Annotated in this window: 23 protein-coding genes; 8 read left to right on the top strand and 15 right to left on the bottom strand. The window is 66.0% G+C overall.

Annotated elements, in window-relative coordinates; translation table 11 throughout:
- Positions 1-168 precede the first annotated feature (168 nt).
- The 6 genes from ABKS89_RS14045 (at position 169) to ABKS89_RS14070 (ending at position 8,985) form a co-directional block, all read left to right on the top strand.
- A complete protein-coding gene (locus ABKS89_RS14045) occupies positions 169-2,022 on the top strand; it encodes a DUF1302 domain-containing protein (protein ID WP_348588990.1) in 1,854 nt (617 codons plus the stop codon).
- A 27-nt stretch (positions 2,023-2,049) separates the two neighbouring features.
- The gene (locus ABKS89_RS14050) at positions 2,050-3,408 is read left to right on the top strand and encodes a DUF1329 domain-containing protein (RefSeq protein ID WP_348588989.1); all 1,359 of its coding nucleotides are present in this window, start codon (positions 2,050-2,052) and stop codon (positions 3,406-3,408) included.
- Positions 3,409-4,311: 903 nt separating this feature from the next.
- Complete coding sequence (locus ABKS89_RS14055; protein ID WP_138216980.1) at positions 4,312-5,229, top strand: LysR family transcriptional regulator; 918 nt, start codon at positions 4,312-4,314, stop codon at positions 5,227-5,229.
- A gap of 109 nt (positions 5,230-5,338) precedes the next feature.
- Positions 5,339-6,547, top strand: coding sequence for a M20 aminoacylase family protein (locus tag ABKS89_RS14060; RefSeq protein WP_348588988.1), 1,209 nt, complete (start codon positions 5,339-5,341; stop codon positions 6,545-6,547).
- Positions 6,544-7,818, top strand: a complete 1,275-nt coding sequence (locus ABKS89_RS14065; RefSeq protein WP_348588987.1) for an MFS transporter — start codon at positions 6,544-6,546, stop codon at positions 7,816-7,818. Before ABKS89_RS14060 ends, ABKS89_RS14065 begins: the two co-directional genes overlap by 4 nt.
- A gap of 57 nt (positions 7,819-7,875) precedes the next feature.
- Positions 7,876-8,985 (top strand): M14 family metallopeptidase, encoded by a 1,110-nt coding sequence (locus ABKS89_RS14070; RefSeq protein WP_348588986.1) that lies wholly within the window; start codon positions 7,876-7,878, stop codon positions 8,983-8,985.
- Here the strand turns inward: ABKS89_RS14070 and ABKS89_RS14075 are convergent.
- The 5 genes from ABKS89_RS14075 to ABKS89_RS14095 all read right to left on the bottom strand — a co-directional run bounded on the left by ABKS89_RS14075 (position 8,868) and on the right by ABKS89_RS14095 (position 13,111).
- On the bottom strand, positions 8,868-9,509 hold the full coding sequence (locus ABKS89_RS14075) for a GNAT family N-acetyltransferase (RefSeq protein ID WP_518301022.1): 642 nt from the start codon (positions 9,507-9,509) through the stop codon (positions 8,868-8,870). The two genes, ABKS89_RS14070 and ABKS89_RS14075, sit on opposite strands and share 118 nt — an antisense overlap.
- Before the next feature lie 56 nt (positions 9,510-9,565).
- Positions 9,566-9,745, bottom strand: a complete 180-nt coding sequence (locus tag ABKS89_RS14080) for a hypothetical protein (protein ID WP_024762799.1) — start codon at positions 9,743-9,745, stop codon at positions 9,566-9,568.
- Positions 9,746-9,910: 165 nt separating this feature from the next.
- Positions 9,911-10,357, bottom strand: coding sequence for a hypothetical protein (locus ABKS89_RS14085; RefSeq protein ID WP_192432666.1), 447 nt, complete (start codon positions 10,355-10,357; stop codon positions 9,911-9,913).
- 328 nt (positions 10,358-10,685) lie between these two features.
- Entirely contained in the window at positions 10,686-12,479 is a 1,794-nt protein-coding gene (locus ABKS89_RS14090) for an acyl-CoA dehydrogenase (protein ID WP_348588984.1), read from the bottom strand.
- 290 nt (positions 12,480-12,769) lie between these two features.
- The gene (locus ABKS89_RS14095) at positions 12,770-13,111 is read right to left on the bottom strand and encodes a hypothetical protein (protein WP_348588983.1); all 342 of its coding nucleotides are present in this window, start codon (positions 13,109-13,111) and stop codon (positions 12,770-12,772) included.
- 119 nt (positions 13,112-13,230) lie between these two features.
- Between ABKS89_RS14095 and ABKS89_RS14100 the strand changes: the two genes are divergently transcribed.
- Positions 13,231-14,004, top strand: coding sequence for an ABC transporter ATP-binding protein (locus tag ABKS89_RS14100; protein WP_348588982.1), 774 nt, complete (start codon positions 13,231-13,233; stop codon positions 14,002-14,004).
- 53 nt (positions 14,005-14,057) lie between these two features.
- Here ABKS89_RS14100 and ABKS89_RS14105 read toward each other — a convergent pair whose 3' ends face one another.
- The 3 genes from ABKS89_RS14105 to ABKS89_RS14115 are packed head-to-tail and all read right to left on the bottom strand — an operon-like array spanning position 14,058 to position 16,308.
- Positions 14,058-14,408, bottom strand: coding sequence for a hydroxyisourate hydrolase (locus ABKS89_RS14105; RefSeq protein ID WP_348588981.1), 351 nt, complete (start codon positions 14,406-14,408; stop codon positions 14,058-14,060).
- Positions 14,405-14,914, bottom strand: coding sequence for a nucleoside deaminase (locus ABKS89_RS14110; protein ID WP_348588980.1), 510 nt, complete (start codon positions 14,912-14,914; stop codon positions 14,405-14,407). Before ABKS89_RS14110 ends, ABKS89_RS14105 begins: the two co-directional genes overlap by 4 nt.
- A gap of 56 nt (positions 14,915-14,970) precedes the next feature.
- Complete coding sequence (locus ABKS89_RS14115; protein ID WP_348588979.1) at positions 14,971-16,308, bottom strand: nucleobase:cation symporter-2 family protein; 1,338 nt, start codon at positions 16,306-16,308, stop codon at positions 14,971-14,973.
- A 175-nt stretch (positions 16,309-16,483) separates the two neighbouring features.
- Here ABKS89_RS14115 and ABKS89_RS14120 point away from each other — a divergent pair, with 175 nt between their 5' ends.
- Positions 16,484-17,398: a LysR family transcriptional regulator gene (locus ABKS89_RS14120; RefSeq protein WP_348588978.1), complete on the top strand. Its 915-nt coding sequence runs from the start codon at positions 16,484-16,486 to the stop codon at positions 17,396-17,398.
- 48 nt (positions 17,399-17,446) lie between these two features.
- On the opposite strand, the gene ABKS89_RS14125 is transcribed toward ABKS89_RS14120, so the two are convergent.
- From ABKS89_RS14125 to ABKS89_RS14155, 7 genes are all read right to left on the bottom strand, one after another.
- Complete coding sequence (locus ABKS89_RS14125; protein ID WP_348588977.1) at positions 17,447-19,072, bottom strand: alpha/beta hydrolase family protein; 1,626 nt, start codon at positions 19,070-19,072, stop codon at positions 17,447-17,449.
- A complete protein-coding gene (locus ABKS89_RS14130) occupies positions 19,069-20,265 on the bottom strand; it encodes an MFS transporter (RefSeq protein WP_348588976.1) in 1,197 nt (398 codons plus the stop codon). The genes ABKS89_RS14125 and ABKS89_RS14130 overlap by 4 nt, the downstream gene beginning before the upstream one ends.
- A gap of 1 nt (position 20,266) precedes the next feature.
- Positions 20,267-20,458 (bottom strand): hypothetical protein, encoded by a 192-nt coding sequence (locus tag ABKS89_RS14135; RefSeq protein WP_081518216.1) that lies wholly within the window; start codon positions 20,456-20,458, stop codon positions 20,267-20,269.
- Positions 20,455-21,606, bottom strand: a complete 1,152-nt coding sequence (locus tag ABKS89_RS14140; protein ID WP_348588975.1) for a PepSY-associated TM helix domain-containing protein — start codon at positions 21,604-21,606, stop codon at positions 20,455-20,457. Before ABKS89_RS14140 ends, ABKS89_RS14135 begins: the two co-directional genes overlap by 4 nt.
- A gap of 18 nt (positions 21,607-21,624) precedes the next feature.
- Positions 21,625-24,033 (bottom strand): TonB-dependent siderophore receptor, encoded by a 2,409-nt coding sequence (locus tag ABKS89_RS14145; RefSeq protein WP_348588974.1) that lies wholly within the window; start codon positions 24,031-24,033, stop codon positions 21,625-21,627.
- 124 nt (positions 24,034-24,157) lie between these two features.
- Positions 24,158-25,096, bottom strand: a complete 939-nt coding sequence (locus ABKS89_RS14150) for a FecR domain-containing protein (protein ID WP_348588973.1) — start codon at positions 25,094-25,096, stop codon at positions 24,158-24,160.
- Entirely contained in the window at positions 25,093-25,599 is a 507-nt protein-coding gene (locus tag ABKS89_RS14155; protein WP_192382624.1) for a sigma-70 family RNA polymerase sigma factor, read from the bottom strand. The genes ABKS89_RS14150 and ABKS89_RS14155 overlap by 4 nt, the downstream gene beginning before the upstream one ends.
- Positions 25,600-25,683 lie beyond the last annotated feature (84 nt).

Below are 25,683 nucleotides of genomic sequence, written 5' to 3' on the forward strand. Positions count from 1 at the left end.
TCGCGCACTGCGAGATGCCAGCGTTTTCATTCTGGCTATGGGCATCACTTTTTTTCAGAAGTCAGCCATGTGACAGCGCTCTAACCTGCGCTCGCCTCCCGGCCCAAGAGCCGCGGAGCAGGGGTGGCACGGCTTGCCGTGACCAGCACGATCCAGGCGGAGAGCAGCATGAAAAAAACAATAACCGGCGCCGCAGGCTTCAAGCCGCACGCGCTGGCGCTGGCTACCAGCATGGCCCTTGGCGGGGCATCTTCGGCTCAGGCAGTGAGCTTCAACGTGGGGGAAATCGAGGGTCGCTTCGACTCGACCCTGTCCATCGGCGCGAGCTGGGCGATGGACAGCCCGGACAAGAAATTCATCGGCACCCGCAACGGCGGCACGGCATCCAGCCAGACTTCCGATGACGGCCGCCTGAACTTCAAGCGCGGCGAGACCTTCTCCAAGATCTTCAAGGGCCTGCACGACCTGGAGCTGAAGTACGGCGACAGTGGCCTGTTCCTGCGTGGCAAGTACTGGTACGACTTCGAACTGAAGGACGAACACCGTCCGCTCTACGACATCGACGACAGCGGCCGCGATACCGCTGCCCAGTCCTCCGGCGCCGAGCTGCTCGACGCCTTCCTCTACCACAACTACGAACTGCAGGACCGGCCGGGTACCGTGCGCGTGGGCCGCCAGGTGGTGAGCTGGGGCGAGAGCACCTTCATCCAGAACGGCATCAACTCGATCAACCCGGCGGACGTCGCTGCGCTGCGCCGCCCCGGTTCCGAGGTGAAGGAAGCGCTGATCCCGGTGAGCATGCTGTATTTCAACCAGGGGCTCACCGACACCCTGTCCATGGAGGCCTTCTACCAGCTGGAGTGGGAGAAGACCGTGCCGGACAACTGCGGCACCTTCTTCGGCAGCGACGTGGCCGCCAAGGGCTGCGACATCAACATGGCGGTGAACGGCAGCGACTTCGACCGTGACATCGACGGCACTGGTATCAAGGGTGGCTATGGCTACGTACCGCGCGGCAAGGACCACGACGCCCGCGACGGCGGCCAGTTCGGCGTGGCGCTGCGCTGGATGTACAACGACACCGAGTTCTCCGCCTATGCGATGAACTACCACAGCCGCACGCCGACCAGTAACTGGGTGGTGGGCAAGGGCGCGCTGGCCGACCCGGTCGGCGGGCTGATCGGGCAGGGCGGCGTGAGCACCGCGCGCTGGTACCTGGACTACCCCGAGGACATCCGCCTCTACGGCCTGGGCTTCAACACCACCTGGGGCAGCACCGCGGTGCAGGGCGAGATCAGCTACCGGCCGAACATGCCGCTGGGCATCAACTCCAGCGACGTTTCCGGCGCCGCCACCCTCGGCTCGGCGGCGACCAGCCCGCTGGTCAACGGCGGCCTGCCGATCTTCTCCAGCGGCTGGGCCGATTCGGCCTACGGCTCGCTGATCCAGGGTTACGAGCGCAAGCCGTTCACCCAGGCGCAGATGACCTTCACCAACACCTTCGACCAGATCGAACTGATCGGCGCCGAGCGCCTGACGCTGGTGGGCGAGATCGGCTTCAGCCACATCGCCGACCTGGGCTCCACCGACGGCTCCGACCTGCGCTTCGGCCGCAGCAGCGTGTACGGCAATGGCGAGCTGGCAAGCGCCGGCACCTCGGCGCTGCTGGGACTGTCGGGCAACGCGATCTGCCAGAAGGTGGTGAACACCGCCAACCCCGGCCAGTGCGACGACAAGGGCTTCTACACCCAGAACTCCTGGGGTTACCGCGTGCGTGCGGGCCTGGAATACAACGACCTGCTCGGCGGCGTCTCGCTGCGCCCGAACCTGGCGTTCTCCCACGACGTGCAGGGCTACGGCCCGACCTTCAACGAGGGCGACAAGTCGGTGAGCGTCGGCGTCGATGCCGAATACCTGAGCCGCTACACCGCCAGCATCAGTTACACCGGCTATTTCGGCGGTGATTACAACGTCAACACCGACCGCGATTTCCTCGCCGTCAGCATGGGCGTCAGCTTCTGATGCCCGCCAGCCCCCTGAGGTAAAAGCATGAACAACAAACAATGGTTGCAGGCCGGCTGCCTGACGCTGAGCCTGCTCGCCGGGCAGGTCATGGCCGCGGTCGGCGCCGACCAGGCCGCGCGCCTGGGCAATGAACTCACCCCGATTGGCGCCGAGAAGGCGGGCAACGCCGACGGCAGCATTCCGGCCTGGACTGGCGGCCTGGCACTGAACGCCGGCAAAGCCGATGCTGGCGGCTTCCTCGCCGACCCCTATGCCGCGGACAAGCCGCTGTTCACCATCACCGCGCAGAACGCCAGCCAGTACCAGGACAAGCTCACGCCGGGGCAACTGGCGATGTTCCAGCGCTTCCCCGAGACCTACCGCATCCCGGTCTACCCCAGCCACCGCAGCGCCAGCTACCCGCAGGCGGTGATCGACTCGGCGAAGAAGAATGCCACCGCGACCTCGCTGGCCGAAGGCGGCAACGGCCTGACCAACTTCAGCATGACCATCCCGTTCCCGATTCCGCAGAACGGCCTGGAAGTGATCTGGAACCACGTCACCCGCTACCGGGGCAACGCGATGCTGCGCACCACCGCGCAGATGAACCCGCAGACCAACGGCGCCTACACCATCAGCTACATGAAGGAGCAGTTCGCCTTCCCGTTCGGGCTCAAGGACTACGACCCGGCGAAGATGGACAACATCCTCTACTACTTCCGCCAGGAAATTCTCTCGCCGCCGCGCCGCGCGGGCAGCGTGATGCTGGTGCTGGAGACCATCGACCAGGTCAAGGAACCGCGCATGGCGTGGATGTACAACGCCGGCCAGCGCCGCGTGCGCCGCGCTCCGCAGGTGGGCTACGACAGCCCCGGTGCGGAAGGCATGCGTACCTACGACGACTTCGACATGTTCAACGGCGCGCCGGATCGCTACGACTGGAAGCTGGTGGGCAAGAAGGAGCTGTACATCCCTTACAACAGCTTCGCGCTCGACTCGCCTGCGCTGAAGTACGACGACATCGTCAAGCCCGGCCACCTGAACCCGGACCACACCCGCTACGAGCTGCATCGCGTGTGGCACGTGGTGGCGACCCTGAAGCCGGGCCAGCGGCACATCTACAGCAAGCGTGACCTGTACATCGACGAGGACAGCTGGCAGATCGCCGAGGCCGACGCCTACGACGGCCGTGGCAGCCTCTGGCGCGTGTCCGAGGGCCACGCGCGGCCGTTCTACGACCAGCAGTTCACCTGGCTGACGGCGGAGACCCACTATGACGTGCTGTCCGGTCGCTACACGGTGTCCGGCCTGCGCAACGAGGAGAAGAGCAGCTACGACTTTGCGGTGAAGGCCAGCAGCAACGACTTCACCCCCAACGCCTTGCGCGCCACCGGCATCCGCTGACGGCGGGCCTGACTGGCGCTCACCGGCGCTCCGATGTGTTTATCAGCGGCCTTCGGGCCGCTTTTTTTGTCAGGTGATTGGTGTGGGGGCTGCGTCGGAGCGAGCTTGCTCGCGAACCCCATGGCACGGCATTCCCCTGTAGGAGCGGGCCATGCCCGCGATCCGCCGGCAGGGCCGGCGCCTTCCTCCGCTCCGATGTTGGCCCTGTATTGCTGCGTTAGCTTGGGTATTTCTGCGTCGCTTCGGCGTGCGCGCGGGCTTCGTGTTTCGCCCCCTCGGGCGAGTTACTTTTCCAAACGCCGAAAAGTAACCAAAAGGCTTGCCCCGGACATCCGGTTTTTCGCTTAGGCGAAAAATTCCCTCGTTGAGTCGAAGTTTCAGGGGCACGCCGCGAAGGGCCATCCCTGGCCCATCGCGGCTCTCGCGACATCCATGTCGCTCAACCCCTGAAACTCCGCTTCAACGAGGCCTCCTGAACGGGGCATTCGGCGCGTGCGGATGTTTTTCTGGAAGCCTTTCAGAGCCAGAGCCAGAGCCAGAGCCAGAGCCAGAGTCAGAGCCGGGGCGGGGTGGTGGTGCTCTTCGCAGGACCGAGGAGGACGCCTAGTCCTTGCTCGCGAACCCGCCCAACTCGGAGCATCCCCGTAGGAGCGGACCCTGTCCGCGAATCCACCCAACCGCACCGCAGCAACAGGAAAACCTCGTCGTAGGATGGCGTGGAGCGCAGCGATACCCATGCTGGCGATGCACGAAACTCCCAGAGATGCCCACCGCCTGAATCAGCCGGCAAAAACACCCCCGCGACCCACCAGTCCGCCCGCGTTTACCAACCGTTACTCACGCCGGCCTCGATTTTGCTTTATGTTCCGACCTGTTACCGATCCCCGAGCCGACGACCACTCCATGAAGTTGCATCAACTCCGCGCCATCGTCGCCATCTGCGAGAGCGGCAGCATCCAGGAAGCTTCGCGCCTGCTGCACATCTCCCAGCCCGCCCTGTCCAAGAGCATCAAGGAGCTGGAGGCCGAGCTGGGCGTGCCGCTGCTGGTGCGCTCCAACCGTGGCATTACCGCTACCGAATACGGCGAGCGCCTGGTGCGCCGCGCCCGCCTGGTGGTGGAGGAAGTGCGCCGCGCGCGGGATGAGATCGAGACGCTGAAGGGTGCCATGGACGGCCGCGTGGCCATCGGCGTGTCACCGGTGACGCCCAGTCAGCAGTTCGCCGCCAGCCTGCTGCGTTACCGCAAGCGCTACCCCAAGGTGCAACTGCAGATCAACGAACTGCGCCCGGCCAAGCTGCTCGAAGGCCTGCGCGAAGGCCAGCTGGACCTGGTGCTGACCTCGCAGCCGTCGTCACGCAACGTCGACGGCTTCCATTGGCAGGAACTCTATGCCCAGCCCACCACGCTGGCGGTGCGCAAGGGCCATCCGCTGCGCAACGCCCGGTCGCTGCACGAGTTGCTCGACGAGGAGTGGCTGGTTCCCGACTCGCTGGACGTCTCCCTCGCCGGGCAGATGTTCGAGCAGTACCAGGTGCGCCACCCCGAGCGCGTCATCGAGTGCGCCTCGGTGGTGCTCTACGCGGAACTGGCGGCCAACACCGACGCGGTGAGCTTCTGGTCGCGGCGGGTGTTCGACCTGCCGATCATTGCCGGCACCCTGGAGGCGCTGGACATCGCCGAGACCGTGCCGGGCACCGACATCTCGCTGGTCTGCCGCCCGCCGGAACTGATGACCCGCGAGGCGCAGACCCTGGTGGACGAACTGGTCTACGCCTTCAAGGGGCCGCACCTGCGCAAGGCCGACGGCAAGGCCGATTGAAAGCAGGCGTCGATAACCAGCCTTGATAAGCATGCGCGAAGGTCATTATTCAGCGCCTCGCGCGTGGGGCATCCTGCCGGCCACATCAGAACAATGAGCAGGATGCGGCATGAGTCAGCACCCCCTTACCCAGCACGAGACAGTCGAAAGACTATTCGCTTCCCAGGACGCCTTCGCCCGGATTCGCCGGGACCTTCACCAGCATCCCGAGCTGGGCTTCGAGGAGGCGCGCACCGCCTCCATCGTCGCCGGCTACCTGCGCGAATGGGGCTATGAAGTCCATGAAGGCGTGGGCGGCACCGGCGTTGTCGGCGTGCTGCGCCAGGGCAACAGCGTGCGCAGCATCGGCATCCGCGCCGACATGGACGCGCTGCCCATCGACGAAGCCAGCGGCGTACCCTACGCCAGCCAGCACGCCGGCCGCATGCACGCCTGTGGTCACGACGGGCACACCGCCATCCTGCTCTGCGCCGCCCGCGACCTCGCCGAGCAGCGCAACTTCGACGGCACGCTCAACCTGATCTTCCAGCCCGCCGAGGAAACCCTGGGCGGCGCCGTGGCGATGATGGACGACGGCCTGTTCGAGCGCTTCCCCTGCGATGCCGTGTACGCGCTGCACAACGCGCCGGGCCTGCCGGTGGGTTGCTTCCTGACCCGCGAGGGCGCGCTGACGGCATCCTCGGACCGCGTATCGATCCGCCTGACCGGCGTCGGCGGCCATGGTGCCATGCCGCACCTGACCAAAGACCCGATTGTCGCCGCCGCCGAACTGGTGCTGGCGCTGCAAAGCATTGTGGCGCGCAACGTGCCGTCCACCGAAGTGGCCGTGGTGACCGTGGGCATGCTCAAGGCGGGGGAGGCGGCCAACGTCATTCCCGACCATGCCGACCTGCGTCTGAGCGTGCGCGCCACCAAGCCGGAAGTGCGCGAGCTGCTCAAGCGGCGCATAGGCGAGATCACCCGTGGCGTCGCCGCCGTGCACGGGATGGAACTGCAGTACGAATACGAGGAACTGGTGCCGGTGCTGATCAATACGCCGGAAGAAACCCGCCTCGCGCGCCAGGTGCTGACCGAACTGGTCGGCCCGCAGCGCCTGCTGTCCGAGATCCCTTCGGGCTTCCTCGGCAGCGAGGATTTCGCCTGGATGCTGGAGCGCCGCCCCGGCTGCTACATCGCCCTGGGCAACGGCAACAGCGGCCCGAGCGGCTGCATGGTCCACAACCCTGGCTACGACTTCAACGACGGCGCCATTCCCTTCGGCGCAGCGCTGTGGGTGCGGCTGGTGGAGACTTCGCTGTCGAGAGAGGAGCAGGCATGAAGCAGCGCACCGTAGTCCTCATCCTGTTGATGCTGGTGATGGTCATCAGCGTGCTGGACAAGACCATCTTCGCCTTCGCCGGCGCGCAGATCATCGACGAGCTGAAGCTCTCGCCAACCGAGTTCGGCTTCATCGGCAGCGCGTTCTTCTTCCTCTATTCGATCTCCGGCGTGCTGGTGGGCTTCCTCGCCAACCGCTTCCCGACACGCTGGATTCTCGCTGGCATGTCGGTGGTCTGGATGGCCTCGCAACTGCTGGTGGCGCTGTCCAGCGGCTTCGCCGCGCTGGTCGCTGGACGCCTGCTGCTGGGCGCTGGCACCGGGCCGGGCACGGCGGTCACCCAGCACGCCTGCTTCAAGTGGTTCGGCCCGAAGGAGCGCGTGCTGCCCTCGGCGCTGATCCAGGTGTCGATCATGCTCGGCGCGGTGCTCGGCGCGCTGAGCCTGCCGCTGGCGATCCAGCACTTTGGCTGGCGTACCGCGTATTTCCTGCTGGCGCTGCTCGGGTTGGTCTGGCTGGTGGTCTGGCTGATCTTTGGCCGTGAAGGCCAGCAGACCGAGGAAGAGGGGCCGGGGTCGTCGCTGCGCTTGCCGTACAGCCGCCTGCTGCTCAACCGCAGTTTCATCTGGATAACCCTGATGGGCTTCCTCAGCTACCTGCCCACCGCGCTGGTGTACAGCTGGGTGCCGGTTTACCTGCAGAAGGGCCAGGGTATGACGCCCATGCAGTCGGGTTACACGGTGATGGTGGTGACGGTCGGGGTGATCCTCGCCAACCTGCTGCTCTCCACGCTCTCCCAGCGGGCGATGAAGCGTGGCGCCTCGGTGCAGCGCGCCATGGTGCTGCCGCCGATGGCCTTCGCGGCGGTCGCCGGTGTCGCCTTCTGCGCGCTGACCCTGCTGCACGGCGATCGCCTGGCGATCCTGGTGCTCTACGCCCTGGGCGCGATCCTGGTGAACGTCCTGCCGACCTTCTGCAACACCCTGGTCGCCTACATCGCCCCGAGTGCCCAGCGTGGCTCGATGCTGGCCATTCACATTGGCGGCATGACCAGCGCCGGTATGCTCGCGCCCTGGATCGTCGGCCAACTGGTCGAGCTGCGCGGCGGTGACATCGCCCATGGCTTCGAGACGGCGCTTGGCCTGTTCGGAGTGCTCACCGTGGTCGGTGCCATCCTCGGCTGCCGGATCATCGCCCCCGAGCGCACCCGCCAGTCCCTGCAGGGCGAGCACAGCGAAGCGCCGCTGCCCGGTGCGGTCGGCCACGCCTGATGTTCCCCGAAGGGCCCGCCCAGCGGGCCCTGCAACATCCAATCATCCGGAGCGGTGATGAACCCGTCTGCCTGTTTTTCCCAGAGCTACGCCGAAGCGCGTGGCAAGTTTCTCGCCGCGTGCCTGTCCGCCGGCCTGGTCGTCGAATCCCACCGCCACCCGCTGGCCGGCCGCGATGGCGAACCGCTCGCGCTGGACGTGGCGCGCAGTGGTCCGCGCGATGCGCAGAACCTGCTGATCATCAGCAGCGGCTGCCATGGGGTGGAAGGTTTCTGCGGCTCGGCGGTACAAGTTGCCCTGCTCAATGACCCCGACTGGCTGGAGCAATGCGCCAAGGCCGATTGCGCGGTGCTCTACCTGCACGCGGCCAACCCTTACGGTTTTTCCTGGTGGCGGCGCTGGACCCACGAGAACGTCGACCTCAACCGCAACTTCATCGACTTCTCCCAGCCGCGCCAGCGCAACCAGGCCTACGGCGCGCTGGACCCGATCCTGATTCCGCGCCGCTGGCCGTCCTTCGCCAGCCACCTGCGCCTGCTGCGCTACGCCATGCGCCACGGCCGCAAGCAACTGCAGGCGGCCATTTCCAGCGGCCAGGACAGCCATCCCAACGGCCTGTTCTACATCGGCGCCAAGCCGACCTGGAGCAACCAGGCCGTGCGCCAGGTGCTACGCCAGCACGCTGGCGACTGCGCTCGACTGGGCTGGATCGACGTGCACACCGGCTTGGGCCCCAAGGGCCATGGCGAGCGCATCTACGTGGGTGGAAACGATCCGCAGACCCTGGCGCGCACGCGCCGCTGGTGGGGTGATGAGGTGACCTCGGCGCACGAAGGGGGATCGGTGTCGGTGCAACTGCAGGGGCAGATGATCCTCAGCGCCGCAAGCGAGTGCCCGCAGGCCGAGCTCACCGCCATCGCCCTGGAGTACGGCACGCTGCCGGGGCTGAAGGTGCTCAAGGCGCTGCGTGCGGACCAGTGGCTGGCCAACAACCCCGGCGTACCGGCGGAGAAGGCCCTGCGCATCCATCGCCAGCTGCGTGATGCGTTCTACGTGGACGAGGACGGCTGGAAGCGCCAGGTGCTGGAGCAGGCTGGCGAAGCGGCGCGGCAAGCCCTCGCCGGGCTGGGCGACGCTCGGGCGGCGCCGGTACGGGCGTCCAGGTAACAGATCGTCGTGCGCTGTGACCCGTTGGGGCGGCGCTGCGGGTCGGCGAAGGTTTCCAGCTCGTCGAAGCCGGCCTTGCGCATCATCCCGGCGGAGCCGGCGTTCTCCTCGTGGCGCTCGATGTAGATGTCGGGGAGCCCACGGGCGAGCAGATCGGTGATGGCAGCGCGCAGCAGGCGCGTACCCAAGCCGCGCCCGGCTTCGCCGCGATGCACCGTGGCCTCGGCGATGTAGGCGTGGCGCGTGCGCCCTTCGTGCTGGAAGCGACCGAACGCAGCGCTTTCATGGAAGGTCACCAGGCCGCGCAGCTCATCGCCATCCACTGCGACCAACGCCCAGACCGTCCCCTCGGCGATGCCCTGAAAATGCTCGCGAACCGGACCTTCGGGCAGGAAGTTCCAGTCATTGGGACCGTGCTCGAAGATCAGGTCCAGCATGGCCGGAACGTCATCAGCGGTGGCGGGGCGAATCTGCAGGTCGGCCATGGCGCTTTCCTTGAAGTCGGGACGAACGACTCTAGCCACGGTCGATGCCCGGTTGCAGGCACAGTGGCGCAGGAAAACTGTATGGGTGGTGGAGATCAGCGGCCGGGCAGCATCGGCGTCAGGTGCAGGATGTTCAGCAGGTGCGGAACGCGCAGCGGGTAGCAGGCCTGCAGGCGCACGCGCGCCTCGGAGAGGGTCATCTGACGGGAAAACGAGCGCAGCACGGTCTTGCCCAGGCAGTGACCGTCCTGAAAATGCACGAGGAATTCATTCATGGCGAAGCGACAACGAGGAAACACGCACGAGGTGGCGCACAGGGCGCGAATAATAGCGACTTCGACGCGTTCATCGTTGCCATAAATCATCCTTTGCAGGAACTGTCCGACGGAACGCTCGTTCCGCCACCGGCCGAACCGACGACCGGCGGCGTCGGAAAAGGCCTAGAGCCCAGAAGCATGCTCGTAAGAGTAGTCCAGGCGCAGCACGTTGTAGTCCAGCCGCATGCCGAAGGCATGCATGAAGAAGGCTTCCAGCTGCAGCTCCAGCGAACGCGAGGTCAGCGTCGCCAGGCGCGCGCCCTGGCGGCGCGTGCGGCGGTTCACCGCGGTGAACTCCTCGTGGACGATGCCCTGGGCGGCCGGGTCGGCGATCAGTCGGTAGCAACTGTCCGGCAGGTCATCGCGCTGGGTGGCGCTAAGGCTGAGTTCGGGGTGGCCGTCAGCGTTGGTGATCAGTTCCACGCTACAGCGCAGGCCTCGGTCGCGGGCGAAGCGCGAGGCCTCTTCGAAGGCCGGCAGGGCCTTCTGCAGGACCTGGATCTCGAAGGCGAGGAGGAATTGCTCGTCGAATTCGACGTCCTGGGTGTTCCGGGGTGCCTGGTTCAACATCGCCGGCATCTCCTGTGTCGATGAAACGAGAAAACTTTCGTAAGCGAGTCGGGATCGCCAAAGTTTCGTCATCGCGGCATTGCAGGACTACAACGCACACAGTCGGCCAGCAATGCCATTTGCCTGAACGAAAGGCCATCTCACTGAAGCGGCGAGACCCTGTCAACGAGCATTCCTGCATAACGGCGCCCCCCCGCAATAGCCAAGCGTGTACACGCCTGGCGCGCGGCCTGTCGTGGCCACGGGCGGCAGGATCGGCAGCGGGTGTAAAGATTGCGTTACGGATCGGGGCCGCCCGCCGAGACTTCGGACGGGCGGCCATTCCTGCTCAGAAGGCGAAGTCCTCCATCGCCAGGGCAGCGTCGCCACCCTCGACAATGGCCTGCGCCAGGCCCGGCGCGCGGGTGAGGAAATGCCCAGCATAGAACTGCGCGGTACGCAGCTTGGCCCGGTAGAACGCGGCGTCGCCGCTGTTGCCGACCAGGCGCTCGCGGGCCACCTGGGCGGAGCGTGCCAACTGCCAGCCACCGGTGACGATGCCGAACAATTCCAGCAGCGGCACCGAGCCCAGAGCCACCTGGCGCACCTGCTCGTCGTAGTGGTTCACCACGTAGTTCACCGCGTCATCCAGGGCGTTGATCGCCGAGAACAGGCGATGACGAATCGCCGCCAGTTGCGGATCATCGTCCGGCAACGCCAGTTGCGCCTCGCGCAGACGGGCGATCAGGGCGAAGGCGGCCGCGCCCTTGTCGCGGGCAATCTTGCGACCGATCAGGTCGAGCGCCTGGATACCCGTGGTGCCTTCGTAGATCGGGGTGATCCGCGCGTCGCGCAGATGCTGGGCGGCGCCGGTTTCCTCGATGAAACCCATACCGCCATGGACCTGTACGCCGAGGGAGGCGATGTCCACGGCGTTCTCGGTACACCAGCCCTTGATCACCGGGATCATCAGGTCGACGAAGGCTTGCCGCTCGCGGCGTACCGCCTCGCTCGGGTGACCGTGAGCCAGGTCGGTTGCCAGCGCCACTTCGCAGGCCAGCGCGCGCATGGCTTCCACCCGTGAGCGCATGGACATGAGCAGGCGACGCACGTCGGGGTGGCGGATGATCGCGGCCTTTTCGCGGCCCCGTACGCCAATCTCGGTGCCCTGGATTCGCAGCCGGGCGTAGTTCACGGCGCGTTGGTAGGCGCGTTCAGCCAGGCCGATGCCTTCGATGCCGACGGAGAAGCGCGCCGCGTTCATCATGATGAACATGTACTCCAGGCCGCGATTCTCTTCGCCCACCAGCCAGCCGCTGGCGCCGCCCTGGTCGCCAAAGGCCAGCACGGCGGTGGGGCTGCCGTGGATGCCGAGCTTATGTTCGATGGAGACGCAACGTACGTCGTTGCGTTCGCCCAGGCCGCCGTCGGTGTTCAGCAGCACCTTGGGCACCACGAACAGCGAAATGCCTTTCACGCCATCCGGCGCGCCTGGCACGCGGGCCAGCACCAGGTGGATGATGTTGTCGGTGAGGTCGTGCTCGCCGTAGGTGATGAAGATCTTCTGCCCGAATACCCGGTAGCTGCCGTCCGCCTGCGGCTCGGCGCGCGTGCGCACGGCAGCGAGGTCCGAGCCTGCCTGGGGCTCGGTGAGGTTCATGGTGCCGGTCCATTCGCCGCTCACCAGTTTCGGCAGCCAGGTTGCCTTCAATTCGTCCGAGCCACGCAGCTCGATGGCCTCGATGGCGCCACGGGTGAGCATCGGGCACAGGCCGAAGGCGACGTTGGCGGCGTTCCACATTTCCTCCACCAGCGCCGAAACCAGTCGGGGCGCGCCCTGGCCGCCGAAGTCGGTTGGACAGGAGAGGGCGTTCCAGCCGTTGTCGGCGAATCGCCCGTAGGCTTCGCGCCAGCCCTCGGCCGTGCGCACATCGCCGTCCTTCCACCGTGCGCCCTGACGGTCGCCGACTATGTTCAGCGGCGCCAGGACGCCCTGGGCGAAACGCGCGGCCTCGTTGAGGATGGCGTCCACCAGTTCGGCGTTCATCTCTTCCTGATCGGGCAGTTGGTTAAGCCTGTTGAGCAGCTGTAGTTCGCGCAGGACGAACTGCATGTCGCGCAGCGGGGCGATGTATTCACTCATGTCGGAACTCCTGTGTGGCCAGCGGCGCGTCCTGGTTCTGGTTGTACGAAGGCCCATTAGAAAGGGGTATGCGCGGGGTTCCGCCCCTCTGTTCGAGTGGGTGCCGATCGAGCGGGGTCAGACAGTGGACCTGTTTTGGGCGCTGGAAGTTTTGATGGGTGGTCTTCGGGCGAGTGAGGAAGCTGGAGACCGAGACGGAAATTGGGTCCTCTGGAGAGGCGCGCCGCCCTATATCTCTCGACTACGGGGCACTTGATTGCGGTTCAGTTAGCCTGTTCCGCTCGAGCGGGTCAGGTGGTGGGCGCGGAGGTCATTGCCCAAGTAATGAGGCCGGCGTTGGCCGCGGTGAACAGCAGAGCACCAAGAAACACGCTGTCGGCGATACGTGTCATGAGCTGGCCGCGGCGTGTGCGGTGGGCCCGCAGGCTCCAGTAGGCACAGAAGGCGGAGACGACGTAGAGCAGCATGTTTACTGCCACCAGGTCGTCGATGATCAGGTCCTCATGGCGCAGTGTCAGGATCACCCGGATGATGCCGATCACCGTCAGGCAGACGCCAACCATGGTGGCCGAGACGGAGAAGATGTGGACGCAGATATCGTCATCCAGGCTGGGAGGTTCTTGCTCGCTCATCTCGGCGCGCTCGTTGCTGGAAAATGCGGAAAGCGTAGTTGCGATTCGATGAAGGCTTGAGTACGAAGCCCAACGCGCCTACTGTCAGCGGCTGCCCTCAAATTCGATACGAAAAGCCCATGATCGACTTTAACAACGTCACCGCCTACCAGCAGCAGACCCGCGTGCTGGATGGCTTCTCCCTGCACATCAGCGAAGGCGAGAAGGTCGCCATCCTCGGCCCCAACGGCGCCGGCAAGAGCACTCTGCTCAAGTTGATCAGCCGCGAGCTTTACCCGGTGGATCGCCCGGACAGCTCGCTGAACCTGTTCGGCCTGCAGAACGTCACGCTCTGGGACCTGCGCAGCCGCATCGGCTTCGTCTCCCAGGACCTGCAGGAAGACTACACGCCGTTCACCCAGGCGCTGGATGTGGTGATCTCCGGTTTCTTCGGTGCCATCGGCAGCCATGGTCACCTGCAACCCACGCCGGAGCAGGTCCAAAAGTCCCGCGAGATGCTTGCCGCCGTTGAGATGGGGGACTACGCCGAGCGCATGTTCCAGCGCCTGTCCACCGGCCAGAAGCGCCGCTTGCTGCTGGCCCGAGCGCTGATCCACGAGCCTCGCGCACTGATCCTCGACGAGCCGGCCAACGGCCTGGACATGGGCGCCAGCCTGCAGATGCTCACGCTGCTGCGGCGCTTCTGCGGGCCTGAGCACGCGATGATCATCACGACCCACCATCTGGACGAGATCATCCCGGAGATCGAGCGCGTGGTGCTGATCGCCAATGGCAAGGTAGTGGCCGACGGGCCAAAGGCCGAGATTCTCACCAGCGAGCACCTGTCGGCCCTGTATCAGGCACCGCTGAAGGTGACTGAACAGGACGGCTGGTATCGCTGCTGGCATGCCTGACCGAGCGTAGAGGCTTCGCCCGATGGCGAAGCCCCGCTGCATCGTTGCGTGGCTCAGGCTCCGCCACGGAAGCAGGAAAGGCCCCACGCGGTGAGTTTGAACGGCAGGTGATAGTGCTGGTGCGCATCGCCGATGCCGAAGCGGTAAATCAGCTCGTCGAGAAAGGGCGTGTCGGGCAGCGCAGCTCCGGCTTCCCGGTAGAAATCGGCGACCTCCAGGCGCACTTCGTAGACTCCGCAGCCAAACTGGCCGGCGAGAGCCTCCAGTCCCGGCAACAGCCCGCGCTCATCGATGCGGCCATGCAGGATGACGTTGCCATCGTACCGCCCGATGCTCAGTTCCAGCCCCTGCGCGACACGCCCGCTGGCGACGTCGACGACATGGATGGACAGGCCGCCATTCATTCCCAGAACCCCACATGGGCCGTCGTGGCTTCGTCCTCCAGCATTGGACCATGCACGTCGACCACACGCTGGCCGCGGGCAAAGACTTCCCGGCAGGGCAGGGAGAAGGTCGGGTTCTCCGGATGCGCGCCGGTCAAACCGAGCAGCGAGTGCTCGGAGAGCGCATAGACCACCCGACCGATGCCGGTCCAGTAGATCGCCCCGGAGCACATGCAACAAGGTTCGGCGCTGGTGTAGAGCGTGCAGTTGGCCAGTTCCTCCGGGCTCAGCTGACGCGCGGCAAGGGCGGCGGCCACCAGTTCGGCGTGCTGGGTCGGGTCGCCTTCGGGTGGCATCGAGTTGTTGCCGGCGCTGGAGATCACCCGGCCCTGGGCGTCGGCCACCAGTGCGGCGAAGGGATGGCGCCCGCGCTCACGGGATTCCTCGGAAAGTCGGATCGATTGGCGCAGCAGGTCGAGGTCGAGATCCGACAGTCCGGCAGGGGTGAGCTTGCTGAAGTGAGTCATGGAAGTTCCTTGGGCAGTGAAGTGGTGCGTGCGCCCGGAGGCGCACGCCGGATGGATCACTCGGTGGCGCTGGCCTGTCCGGCGGGTTCGGCGGTAGCGCTCTTGTCGTTGTTGAGCAGCAGGTTGAGCAGGATGGCGGTGATCGCGCCGAGGAAGATGCCGCTCTCCAGCACCAGCTTGAGCGGGCCGCTGGCATGTTCGAAGAGGGCGGGGAAGGACATCGGCAGCACGCCCACGCTGACCGAGACCGCGACGATGATGCCGTTACGGGTGCCTTCGAAACGCACGCGGGAGAGTTCCTGGATGCCGGCCACGGTGGTCATGCCGAACATCACGATGGCGCAGCCGCCGAGTACTGGCGTGGGGACTGCTGCGATCAGTGCGCCGAGCTTGGGGAACAGCCCCATCAGCACCATGATTGCGCCGGCGGCGGCGACCACGAAGCGGCTCTTCACGTTGGAAAGGGCGATCAGCCCGGTGTTCTGGGTGAATGCGTTGTAGGGGAAACTGTTGAAAATGCCGCCGAGCAGGTTCGACAGGCCGTCGGCACGGAAGGCATTGCCCAGGGTGCGCTGATCGGTCGGCTTGCCCACCAGCTTGCCGATGGCCAGGCAGTTGCCGGTGGTCTCGGCCATGATCACCAGCATCGCCAGGACCATGATCAGGATCGGTGTGAGGGAGAACTGCGGGACACCGAAGGCCATTGGCGGGCTCAACTCGAACCAGGCTGCTTCGCCCACCTGGCCGAAGTGGGTCATGCCGAAGGCAGCAGCGAGCAGGCTGCCGGCGACCAGCCCGATCAGCACACTCAGATTGCCGATAAACCCTGAGAAACGCGCATAGATCACCAGGGTGATCGCCACCGTGGCCATCCCCAGCAGCAGGTTGGCCGGTTTGCCGAAGTCCTCCGATCCCGGGTTGCCGCCGCCCAGCCAGATAGCGGCGGCGGGCATCAGCGAGATGCCGATGATGGTGATCAGGCTGCCGATGACCACCGGCGGAAAGAACCGCAACATCCGGCTGAACACCGGGGCGATGGCGATGGTGATGGCGCCGGCGGCGATCACCGCACCGAACACTTCCTGCAGGCCGAACTGCTTGCCGATCATGATCATCGGCGCCAGGGCGATGAAGGAGCAGCCCTGGATCAACGGCAGGCGAGCGCCGAAGCGCCAGAAACCGAGGGTCTGGATCAGCGTGGCGATGCCGGAGGTGAGCAGGTTGGCGTTGATCAGCGTGACGATCTGCGCCTGGGTCAGGCCCAGGGCGTTGCCAAGGATGAGCGGCACGGCGACGGCGCCGGCGTACATCACCAGGACGTGCTGCAGGCCGAAGGTGAAGAGCTGCCGCAGGGGCAGGATCTCGTCCACCGGGTGAACGCGGGTAAGGCTCATGTCATGAATCTCCTGAAGGTGCGGCTCTTGTTGTTATTACGGGCGCCCGGAGTGACACGCAGCACAGTGGTCGGGGGCAGCTGCTGCCGATGTCGGGAGGAATATTCCTGCGAAATAAGCGATGGAACAAATGAATAACCATCGCTAGCATCGATGGATAGAAGGGAGATCAGCCATGCGCTTTTCGCTGGAGCAGTTGCAGGTGTTCGTCACGGCGGTTCAGGCCGGGTCCTTTTCCGCCGCGGCGCGGCGTCTGGGGCGGACGCAGTCCACGGTCAGCGCGGCGATCGCCAACCTGGAGACGGACCTGGGCGTGGAACTGTTCGACCGCTCCAGCCGCATCCCGGCCCTCACCGCTGCCGGCCGCAAGCTGTTACTGCAGGCAGAGGCGGTACTGGAGCGCTGCTATGCGCTGGAAGGCAGCGCCGACAGCCTGGCGGAACAGGTCGAGCCCTCGCTCACCCTGGCCATCGAAGTGCCCTACGGTTCACTGATCCCGGTGCTGCGCGAATTCGGCGCCGCATTCCCCTTCGTCGACCTGCTGATCCGCCACCCCGTGCACGGTGATGTCAGCGAGTTGGTGCTCAAGGGGGAGGCTGACCTCGGCGTGGCGTTCTCCCAGCCGGAGTACCCACAGGAGCTGGCCTTCCAGCAACTGGGCAAACTGATCATGGCCCACGTCTGCCATGCGCAGTTCGCGCTGGCACAGCGCGAGCGAGTTGGCTTCGCGGACCTGCACGCGCACCGTCGCCTGGCCTTCGTCGCCCATGCCCACAAGCTGCCCAGCAGCGAATACCTGCGCGCCGCCCAGGTCTGGCAGGCGGAGAGTTACCTGGCACTGGTGGAAATGGTCCGCGCTGGTCTCGGCTGGGCAACCCTGCCTCGGCAACTGATCCAGCGCGAGCTGGCAGCGGGCGAACTGGTGGAATTGCAGCTGGAGGCTTATCCGCACACGGACTGGTTGGTGGGCGTCGACCTGCTCTGGCAACGCCGGCGTCACCCGGGCAAGGCCGAGCGTTGGCTGCGCGAGTGCCTGCAGCGCAGCAAGGTGTTTGAACTGGATCGGCGCGGCGTGTCCACGACCTTGTGAAGGCGTCTGTGGCTAAGGCAGCCGATCGGTTGCGCGTCCTTCAGGCTTTCAGCGGCCCAGCGCCTGGCGCTGGGCGTGCATCGCGCGGATGCGCTCCCCCCACTGGGCACGTTCAACCTCTGGCAGAGCGTTCCACCACTGGCTCACCGCGCTGTTGCTGTAGGGCGTCAGCCAGTCGGCCCAGGGTGCGATCTGCGCCTGCGGGAAGCCGTTGTCGCGCCCGCGCAGGTAGTGGTCGAAGAAGCCCAGAACCAGCGCCGCCGGTGCCTCGATCAGAACGTCGGTGGGTGCGCTGCCAATGAGCTTGTCGCGCAGTGGACGGCGCATGTACAGCGCATTGTCGGTGAGGCCCGCATGCAGGGCGTCGCGCAGTACCAGGCGATGGATGCGCGGGTTCTGCCCGGCGTGTTGCAGGCTCTCGTAGGAGAAGTCGTTGAAGCTGCGCGGCCGGGACGGCGGCGTCAGGCCGAGCATGCGGTAGAACAGCGACAGGTCCGAATGCAGCATCAGCAGCGGCACTGGTAGGTCCTTGTCGAAGGGCAGGAAGTCAAAGTCGCCACCGTCCAGATTCACCGCTGCCGCGCAGCGCTTGTCCACCAGGCAGACGGCGCCGCTGGTGGAGCCGCCGAAGGACATGCCCATCTCGCCGGTATGGGCGAAGTCGCTGGCGGCCACCAGGTCGGCCACATTCGGCGGCACTTCGCCGGCCTGCAGGCGGTCGTGGACGAACAGCCGGTCGGCCAGCCAGACCGGTGCGCTGAGGTGGATGGCGCGGTCGGCCGGCGGCGTGGTCTCGGTAGCGAATCGCAATTGCCCGTCGAGGCGGCGGGCCAGGTCAACCTCGCCATAGCCTTGCAGCAGGAGCGGTGAAAAGCCGTGTTCGAAGGCGTAGCGCAGGTGCTCGTAGAGGGCCGGGTCGGTCGGCGCCACTTCGCCGTTGGGGAACAGTGTGGGGGAGGCGTCGCCGGTGTGTTGCACGGAGTAGACCGCGTAACCGTTGCTGGCCAGTTCCTCCATGATCCGTCCATTCATGCCGGCGAAGGAGCCATAGCCATGGCTGTAGAGCACCACGGGAAGGCTGCCCAGGTTGGCGCGCAACGGTGCGTTTTCAAAGGAGTTGGTCCGCAGGTGACGAAGGTGCGTGAGCAGCGGCGGGAAATGGAACAACTCGCCGAAGCCGCGTGCGGTGCTGCGTGATTCGGCGGCGCTGAAGTAGTTGCGTGGTTCGCTGCCCGCCACCGGCCGGGCTGGATACCAGACCCGCACCAGCAGGCGCCGGGCCTTGCCGGCAGGCGCGCCGAGCACGCCGGTACGGCTGGCGTCGACCAGCTCGAAGTCGCGTACACCGACCTGATAGGGCCCGCCCGGCTTGGGCAGTGGCGAAACCGGGAAGAAGTACAGCGCAGCGAACGCCAGGCCTGTCAGCAGGCTGAAGAGCAGTCCCGACCAGAGCGGGAGCCGCGCCGGGCGCTTGCGCCGCACCAGCAGGGCCAGCACCAGCAGCAGGGCGACCACTGCGCCGGCTCCCGCCTGCCAGCGGTCGTCCCATACGTCATATAGCGCCGTGACCAGAGCGAGCAGGGCGGCGACCATTGCCAGGGCCCGACGCCGCAGCCACCAACCCAGCAATGCAATAGCGAGAAGGGCCTGCAGCACGACGTCCGCAACAGTCATGCAGTGGCGCTCTTGCGCGGCAGCACGGTCCAGGCGACGCCGAACAGCAGCAGCGCGGCGACCAGTACATAGGGTGCGCGGCTATCCAGCTGGTGCAGCAGGGTGCCCAGCAGCGGGCCGCTGATCATGCCCAGGCCATGCACGGCCACCAGACTGCCCGCCGCGGCACCCTGTTCGTCGGCTTCCACGGCGTTGGCGTTGAGCGCCGAGACGGCAGGGAAGACCCAGCCCATGCCGGCGGCAGCGACGAAGCAGGAGGCATAGAGCATCCATGGGGATACGGCGAAGCACACCGAACCGAAGCCCAGTGCGGAGACGGTGCCGCCCACGCTGATCAGGCGCAGCGGCGCCCAGTTCAGCTTGCGCACCAGCATCTGCGCGCAGATCAGCGCCACGCCCACCGAGGTGAGCGCGATGCCGGCGACGCGGGCGGCATCGGCCGGTGGCAGCTGCAGGCGGTCGAGGGCGAAGAAGCCGACGGTCATCTGCGCCACGGTCACGCAGACCATGGCGATGAAGCCCAGGGTGAGCGAGCGGCGCAGGCGCTTGTCGCTGATCGCCAGCGCCGGGCCCTTGCGTTCGCTGACGCGCTGGCTATCGGGCAGCCAGCGCCACAGAACGGCGAATGCCAGCAGCGGCAGCAGGCAGGTGAGCAGCAGCGGCAGGGCCAGGCCGAGCATGGCCAGCAGACCGGCGAAGCTCGGGCCGACCACCATGCCGACGGCGCTGGCGGCACCCAGCCCGGCCATGGCCGAGGCGCGCTTGTCTGCGCTCACATGGTCGGCTACCAGCGCCGCCGAGCAGGCCGGCACGGCGGCATAGAAACCGCCCGCCAGGCCGCGCAGCGCGACTATGCCGATGAAGGCCGGCAGCGGCGACATGGAGGTATTCAGTGCCAGCGCCATGAAGGCGCAGAGCAGCGCGTAGGTGACCGCGAAGCCGGCCAGGCCGCTGAGCAGCACGCGGCGGCGGCCGAGGCGGTCGCTGGCGATGCCCCAGACTCGCGCCATGAGCATCCAGGCGATGCCGCCGACGGTGACCGTCATCCCAGCCTGCCAGGGCGCCAGACCCAGGGTGCGCGCCACCGGTCCGATCAGCGCGACGAAGGACATCACCGCCACCGTGCAGACGAAGGTCTCGAACATCAGCGGGCGCAGGTTGAGGGTGGGCGCCTGGGGCGGCATGGCGGTCATTTCAGCGTGGCTCCTTGGGACGACGGGGCATTCTCATCCATACAAAGACGATCAGCAGCAGCGGAACACCAAGGGAAATCCACGACAGCACGTCGAAAACCCCGTCGCCGAGCAGCGCCGAGAGCAGCCCGAAGGTGCTCAGCACGGCCAGCGCGACGGGCCAGCGGAAGATCATCCAGAGTCCGCGTCTCATGCCTTGACCTCCGTCGCCAGGCCGCCGGAGTTCAGTTCCGCGAGGCGTTTCTCTATGGGCGTACGGCGCCGGCCGAGCCACAGGTACAGGCCGCTGGCGAGGATGGCGATGCTGACGATGTCCAGTAGTGCCCAGACGATCTTCAGCGGCATGCCGCCGTAATCGCCGAAGTGCAGCGGCTGGGACAGCAGGAGGGTCTTCACGTACAGCGGCATTTCGCGCATGTCGGTCAGCTCGCCGGTTTCGGCATCCACCAGCGCGGGCTTGAGCAGGCGTTCGGTCAGCGGGGTGTTGCCGCGCATGAATACGGCGTAGTGGTGCTGGCTGCTGAACTGCGTGCCGGGGAAGCCGACGAAGCTGGGCTTCATGTCCGGCGCCGCCTGGCGGGCGGTTTCGATGGCCTTGTGCAGCGAGCCGAGCTGTTCCAGCGGCGGCAACTCCTTGTAGGGCGCGGTCATCTCGGCCAATTGGCCGCCTTGCCAGAGCATGAGGATCGGCAGCGCCAGGGTGTTGATCACTCCAGTGACGCCCACCACCAGCACCCAGGCAAGAGTGACGATACCCAGCACGTTGTGCAGGTCCAACCACTTCAGCCGCGAGCTGCGCTGCGAGCGCACGGTGGCGAAGTCCAGCTTGCGCATGAAGGGCGTGTAGACCACCACGCCGGACACCAGCGAGGCCACCAGCAGCAGGCCCATGAAGCCGAGGAACAGGTAGCCGGGCAGGCCCATGAACAGGTCGGTGTGCAGCTTGAGCATGATGTACATGAAGCCGCCCGGTGGTGGCAGCGGATCGAAGAACTCCCCGGTGCGCGCGTCGAAGGGCTGGATGTGGCCATTCTCCGGCGGCGGCACCAGGGTCGGAGCGGTGAGGACCGCGCCCAGCGGATCGTCCTGCTCCCAGAACACGAAGCGCACCACTTCGCCGGGCCGCTTGGCCAGGGCGCGGGCCACCACGTCGTCGTAGTCGATCTTCGGCGACTGCTCGGTGAGTGGCTTGAGCTCCGGGTGTGGCTCGAAGTAGTGCTCGATTTCTTCGTGGAAGATCAGCGGCAGGCCCGTGAGGCAGAGCATCAGCAGGAATACCGTGGAGATCAGGCTGGTCCACTTGTGCACCAGGTACCAGGTGCGGAGGGCTTTGGCGGTCATCGTCAGGCTCTTTCTTCTTTAGAAGTCCACGCTCGCGGACAACTGCAGGGTGCGACCCTCACCCAGGTACAGGTACCCGGCAGTGGAGGTACCCCAGTAGTCCTTGTCGAACACGTTATCCAGGTTGGCGCGCAACACTACCGGCTTGCCGAGAGTGTCGAAGCGGTAACGCGCGCCCAGGTCCAGGCGCCACCAGTCGGGGATGCTGAGGCTGTTGGCCTGGTCCACGTACTGCTCGTCGGTGTAGATCGTGCGGGCGGTGACGGTCAGGCCGGGCACCTGGGTGATGTCGTACTCGCCGCCGAGGTTCAGCTGCTTGCGCGGTACGCCGATGCCATCGTTGCCGTCGTACTGGCCGTCCTGGGTCTTGGTCAGCTTGGCCTGGGTATAGGACGCGCCGCCGAGCAGGCGCACGCCTTCGGTTACCTCGCCGAACAGGCTCAGTTCAAGGCCACGGTTGCGCTGTTCTCCGCCTCGGGTGAAGCGACCGTTGTCGTTGACGCTGTTCGGGCGCTTGATCTCGAACGCGGCCAGGGTCGCGCCGAAGCCGTCCCACTCGCCCTTGATGCCGACTTCCTTCTGCTTGGAGACATAGGGCGAGAGCATTTCGCCGGCGTTGATGCTGCCGATGGGGGCGGTTTCGCCCGGGCTCAGGCCCTCGATGTAGTTGGCATAGAGCGAAATGTTTTCCCACGGCTTGACCACGATGCCGCCCATGGGCGTGGTCTCTTCCTCGTCGTAGCCGTCGCCCGCCGGGGTGCCGACGTTCATCTCGAAGTTCTGCGATTCCACGCGCTGCTTGCGCGCTCCGAGGGTCAGTTCAACGCGGCCGTCGAGGATCGACAAGGTGTCAGCCAGCGCATAGCTGGTGAGGGTCTGGGCCGTGTACTTCTGCACATTCTTCGGGTAGTCGTCCGTGCTCGGCGTGCCTTCGTAGACCGGGTTGTAGATATTCGACGCACGCGACGGGAAGGCGGTGTAGAGGAAGAATATGTCCGAGTTCTGCACCACGCGGGTCGCGCCGAAGTTCAGCCGGTGCTCCACCGGTCCGGTGTTGAAGGTGCTGCGCAGGCCCGCCTCGGCAGAGTGCGAGCCAACGTCGTAGACCTGCCAGGCCGGGCTGGAAACGAAGTCACCGTCATTGCCCATGAGCACCGGGTTGCCGGCCAGCGCATCCATCTCGCTGCGACGGTCGCCATAGCCGGCGTAGCCGGTCAGCCAGTCAGTGAGGTCGTATTCGCCGCGCACCACCAGGGTCCGGTCGATCATTTCGGAATCGCCGTAGCCGGGGTAGTTCAGGTCGTTGTCCGGGGCGTGGGGAATCTTCGTCACACCGGGGCCGACGGAGAACTGGCGAACCACGTTGGTGATGTCCTCGCGCTGCCAGATGTAGTCGGCGGAAAGGCGCAGACGTTCGCCAGCGTAGTCCAGGCCAAGGGAGCCCAGGCCGTCTTCCAGTTCCTGTTTGTCAATGGTGGTGTCGCCATTGCGGTACACGCCGTTGAAGCGCACGCCGAACTCCTTGCTCTCACCGAAACGACGGCCGACGTCGACGTGGGTTCCGAACACCGAATCGGACAGGTAGTCCATGGTCACACGCGTCAGCGGCTCGTCGCCGGCGCGCTTGGTCACCAGATTCACCGCGCCACCGACGTTGCCGCTGGGAGGCATGCCGTTGAGCATGGTGCTCGGGCCCTTGACCACCTCCACGCGTTCGGCCATTTCCACCGGGACGCGGAAGAATGGCGCCAGGCCGTACATGCCGTTGAGCGCGACGTCGGCGCTGACCACCGGGAAGCCGCGCAGGGAGAAGTCCTCGTTGAGGTTGGTGCGCGCACTACCGATCTGCGCCGATGGCTCGTTGCTCAGTACATCGGCGACGCTGCGCGCTTGCTGGTCCTGGATAGTCTTCTCGGTGTAGCTGGTGATGCTGAAGGGCGCATCCATCAGGTCAGTGTTGCCCAGCAGACCGAGGCGTCCACCGCGCGCCACCTGACCGCCAGCGTACTCGGCTGGCAGATCTTCAGGGCCGGCGGCCTGGCCGGTGATCAGCGAAGGTTGCATCTGCAGGGCATCGGGGCTGGGCGAACGGACCAGGGTGAAAGTGCCGTCGCCGCGCTGCTCCAGCTCCAGGCCGCTGCCTTGCAGCAGCCGCTCCAGGGCGCTGCGGGTCGAGTAGTCGCCGCTCAGCCCAGGACTCTGCAGGCCATCGGTCAGCGTCGGGTCGAAGGACAGATGCACGCCGGTCTCGGCGGCAAACGATGCCAGGGCGCGACCCAAGGGGCCGGGGGCGATGCTGTAGCTGCGCATTTCGCTGGCAGCCGGCGCTGCCGTCACCGGCGCTGCGACAGCAACCGCGAGGGAGAAAAGGGCGGTGCGTACCGCCAGGGAAAGCGAAGAGTGTTGGGCGTGTCTGCTGCTGGACATGGACGGGGTACCTTCGGGCCTCTGCGGGCTTCGTGTCGGGAGATGTTCCCCTGTTGCCAGTCGAGGTGAGAAAAAGTCTCACTTCTTTTTGAAAATATTTTGCATCAACGCCCGGCACTTGTCTTCAGGCGGCTGAAAGGGTGATCCAGAAGTCCGTCATCCGGCGGATTCGTAAGGGGTAGGTGGACTGCAGCATCGACAGCGCAAGGTTGCTGTCCAGCAGGGGAAAAGCCCCGGATACCGCCAGATTTGCCACGGCGGGGGAGCAACGCAGCAGACCATGGCGGTAGCGACTCAGCTCGTCCAGCAACGTCTGCAGGGGCATGCGGTCGGCCATCAGCATGCCGTGGGTCCAGGCATCCGGGCTGGGGGATGGTGGGGCGGCGTTGATACTTCTCGCCGATAGCAGTACTGACTCCCCGGCGCCCAGCCATTGGCTGAGGCCCTGCAGCGGCGCCACTTCGACGCGACCGTGAAGGACGGAGACGCTGGTGGAGGTGTCGCCCTGACGCACGTTGAAGCGGGCCTCGCGGGTATTCACCCGGCCTTCGCGGGTTGTGACCAGAAATGGCCGGCTGTCCGCACGCGCATCGAGGAATATCTCCCCGCGCAGCAGACGCACCAGGCGCTGTGCCGGGGTGAAGGCGATGTCCACCGCGCTGTCGGTGTTGAGCGTCAGCAGGCTGCCATCGGGTAGCGGCAACTTGCGCAGCTCGCCGATCCCGGTGTGCTGGTCGGCGCTCCAGTCCTGCCAGGGCTGCGTCCGCCAGGCGGCCAGGCCGACCGGAGCGACGGCCAACAGCACGGCCAGTTGCTTGAGGGCGCGTCGGCGATCCAGCGTGCGTTCGCGGCCCAGTGTCGGCATCGCCAGCGCCGGAGGCAGGCTGCCAAGGTGGCCCAGCAGACGTTCGGCACGATCCCAGGCTCGCGCGTGTTGCGGGCTCTGGCGTTGCCAGTCGACGCAGGCGCGGCGGTTTTCCTCGCTGGCATCCTGCTGCAGGCGAACCAGCCAGTCCGCCGCCTCGTCGAGGATACGCGCGGCGATAGGCTCGGCGGTGCTCATTCCATCAGCTCCAGGCAATGGCGAAAGGCTTGCTGCATATAGCGCTTCACCGACCCCAGGGATACGCCAAGGCGCTGGGCGATGGCCTCGTACTTCAGCCCCTCGATCTGCGCCAGCAGGAAGGCCTGGCGCACGGGCTCGGGCAGGCGGGCGAGGAGGGCATCCACCTCGTGCAGGGTTTCCAGCACGAGGTAACGCTGCTCCGGCGAGGGCGCCAGCTCTTCGGGCAGATTGGCGAGCGCTTCGAGGTAGGCACGTTCCAGCGACTGGCGCTGGAACCAATTGATCATCAGCCCCTTGGCCACCGTGGTGAGGTACGCGCGCGGCTCGCGGGCATCCAGTACCCGGCGTGAGCCGAGCAGGCGCGTGAAGGTGTCCTGGGCCAGGTCGGCGGCCTGTTCATGGCAGCCCAGGCGACGACGCAGCCAGCCTTGCAGCCAACCGTGATGGTGCTGATAGAGCTCACTGACGGCGGCGTGGAGGGGAGCGTCGACCGAGGGCATGGCAGAACTTTTATCATTTGAGAATGCTTCTCATGATAAGGGTTGCTGCGCTCTGCTCACAAGCCCTCCTGAAGGAGGGCTCGC

This window comes from Pseudomonas sp. LABIM340, assembly GCF_040017195.2.
Classification (GTDB): Bacteria; Pseudomonadota; Gammaproteobacteria; order Pseudomonadales; family Pseudomonadaceae; genus Pseudomonas.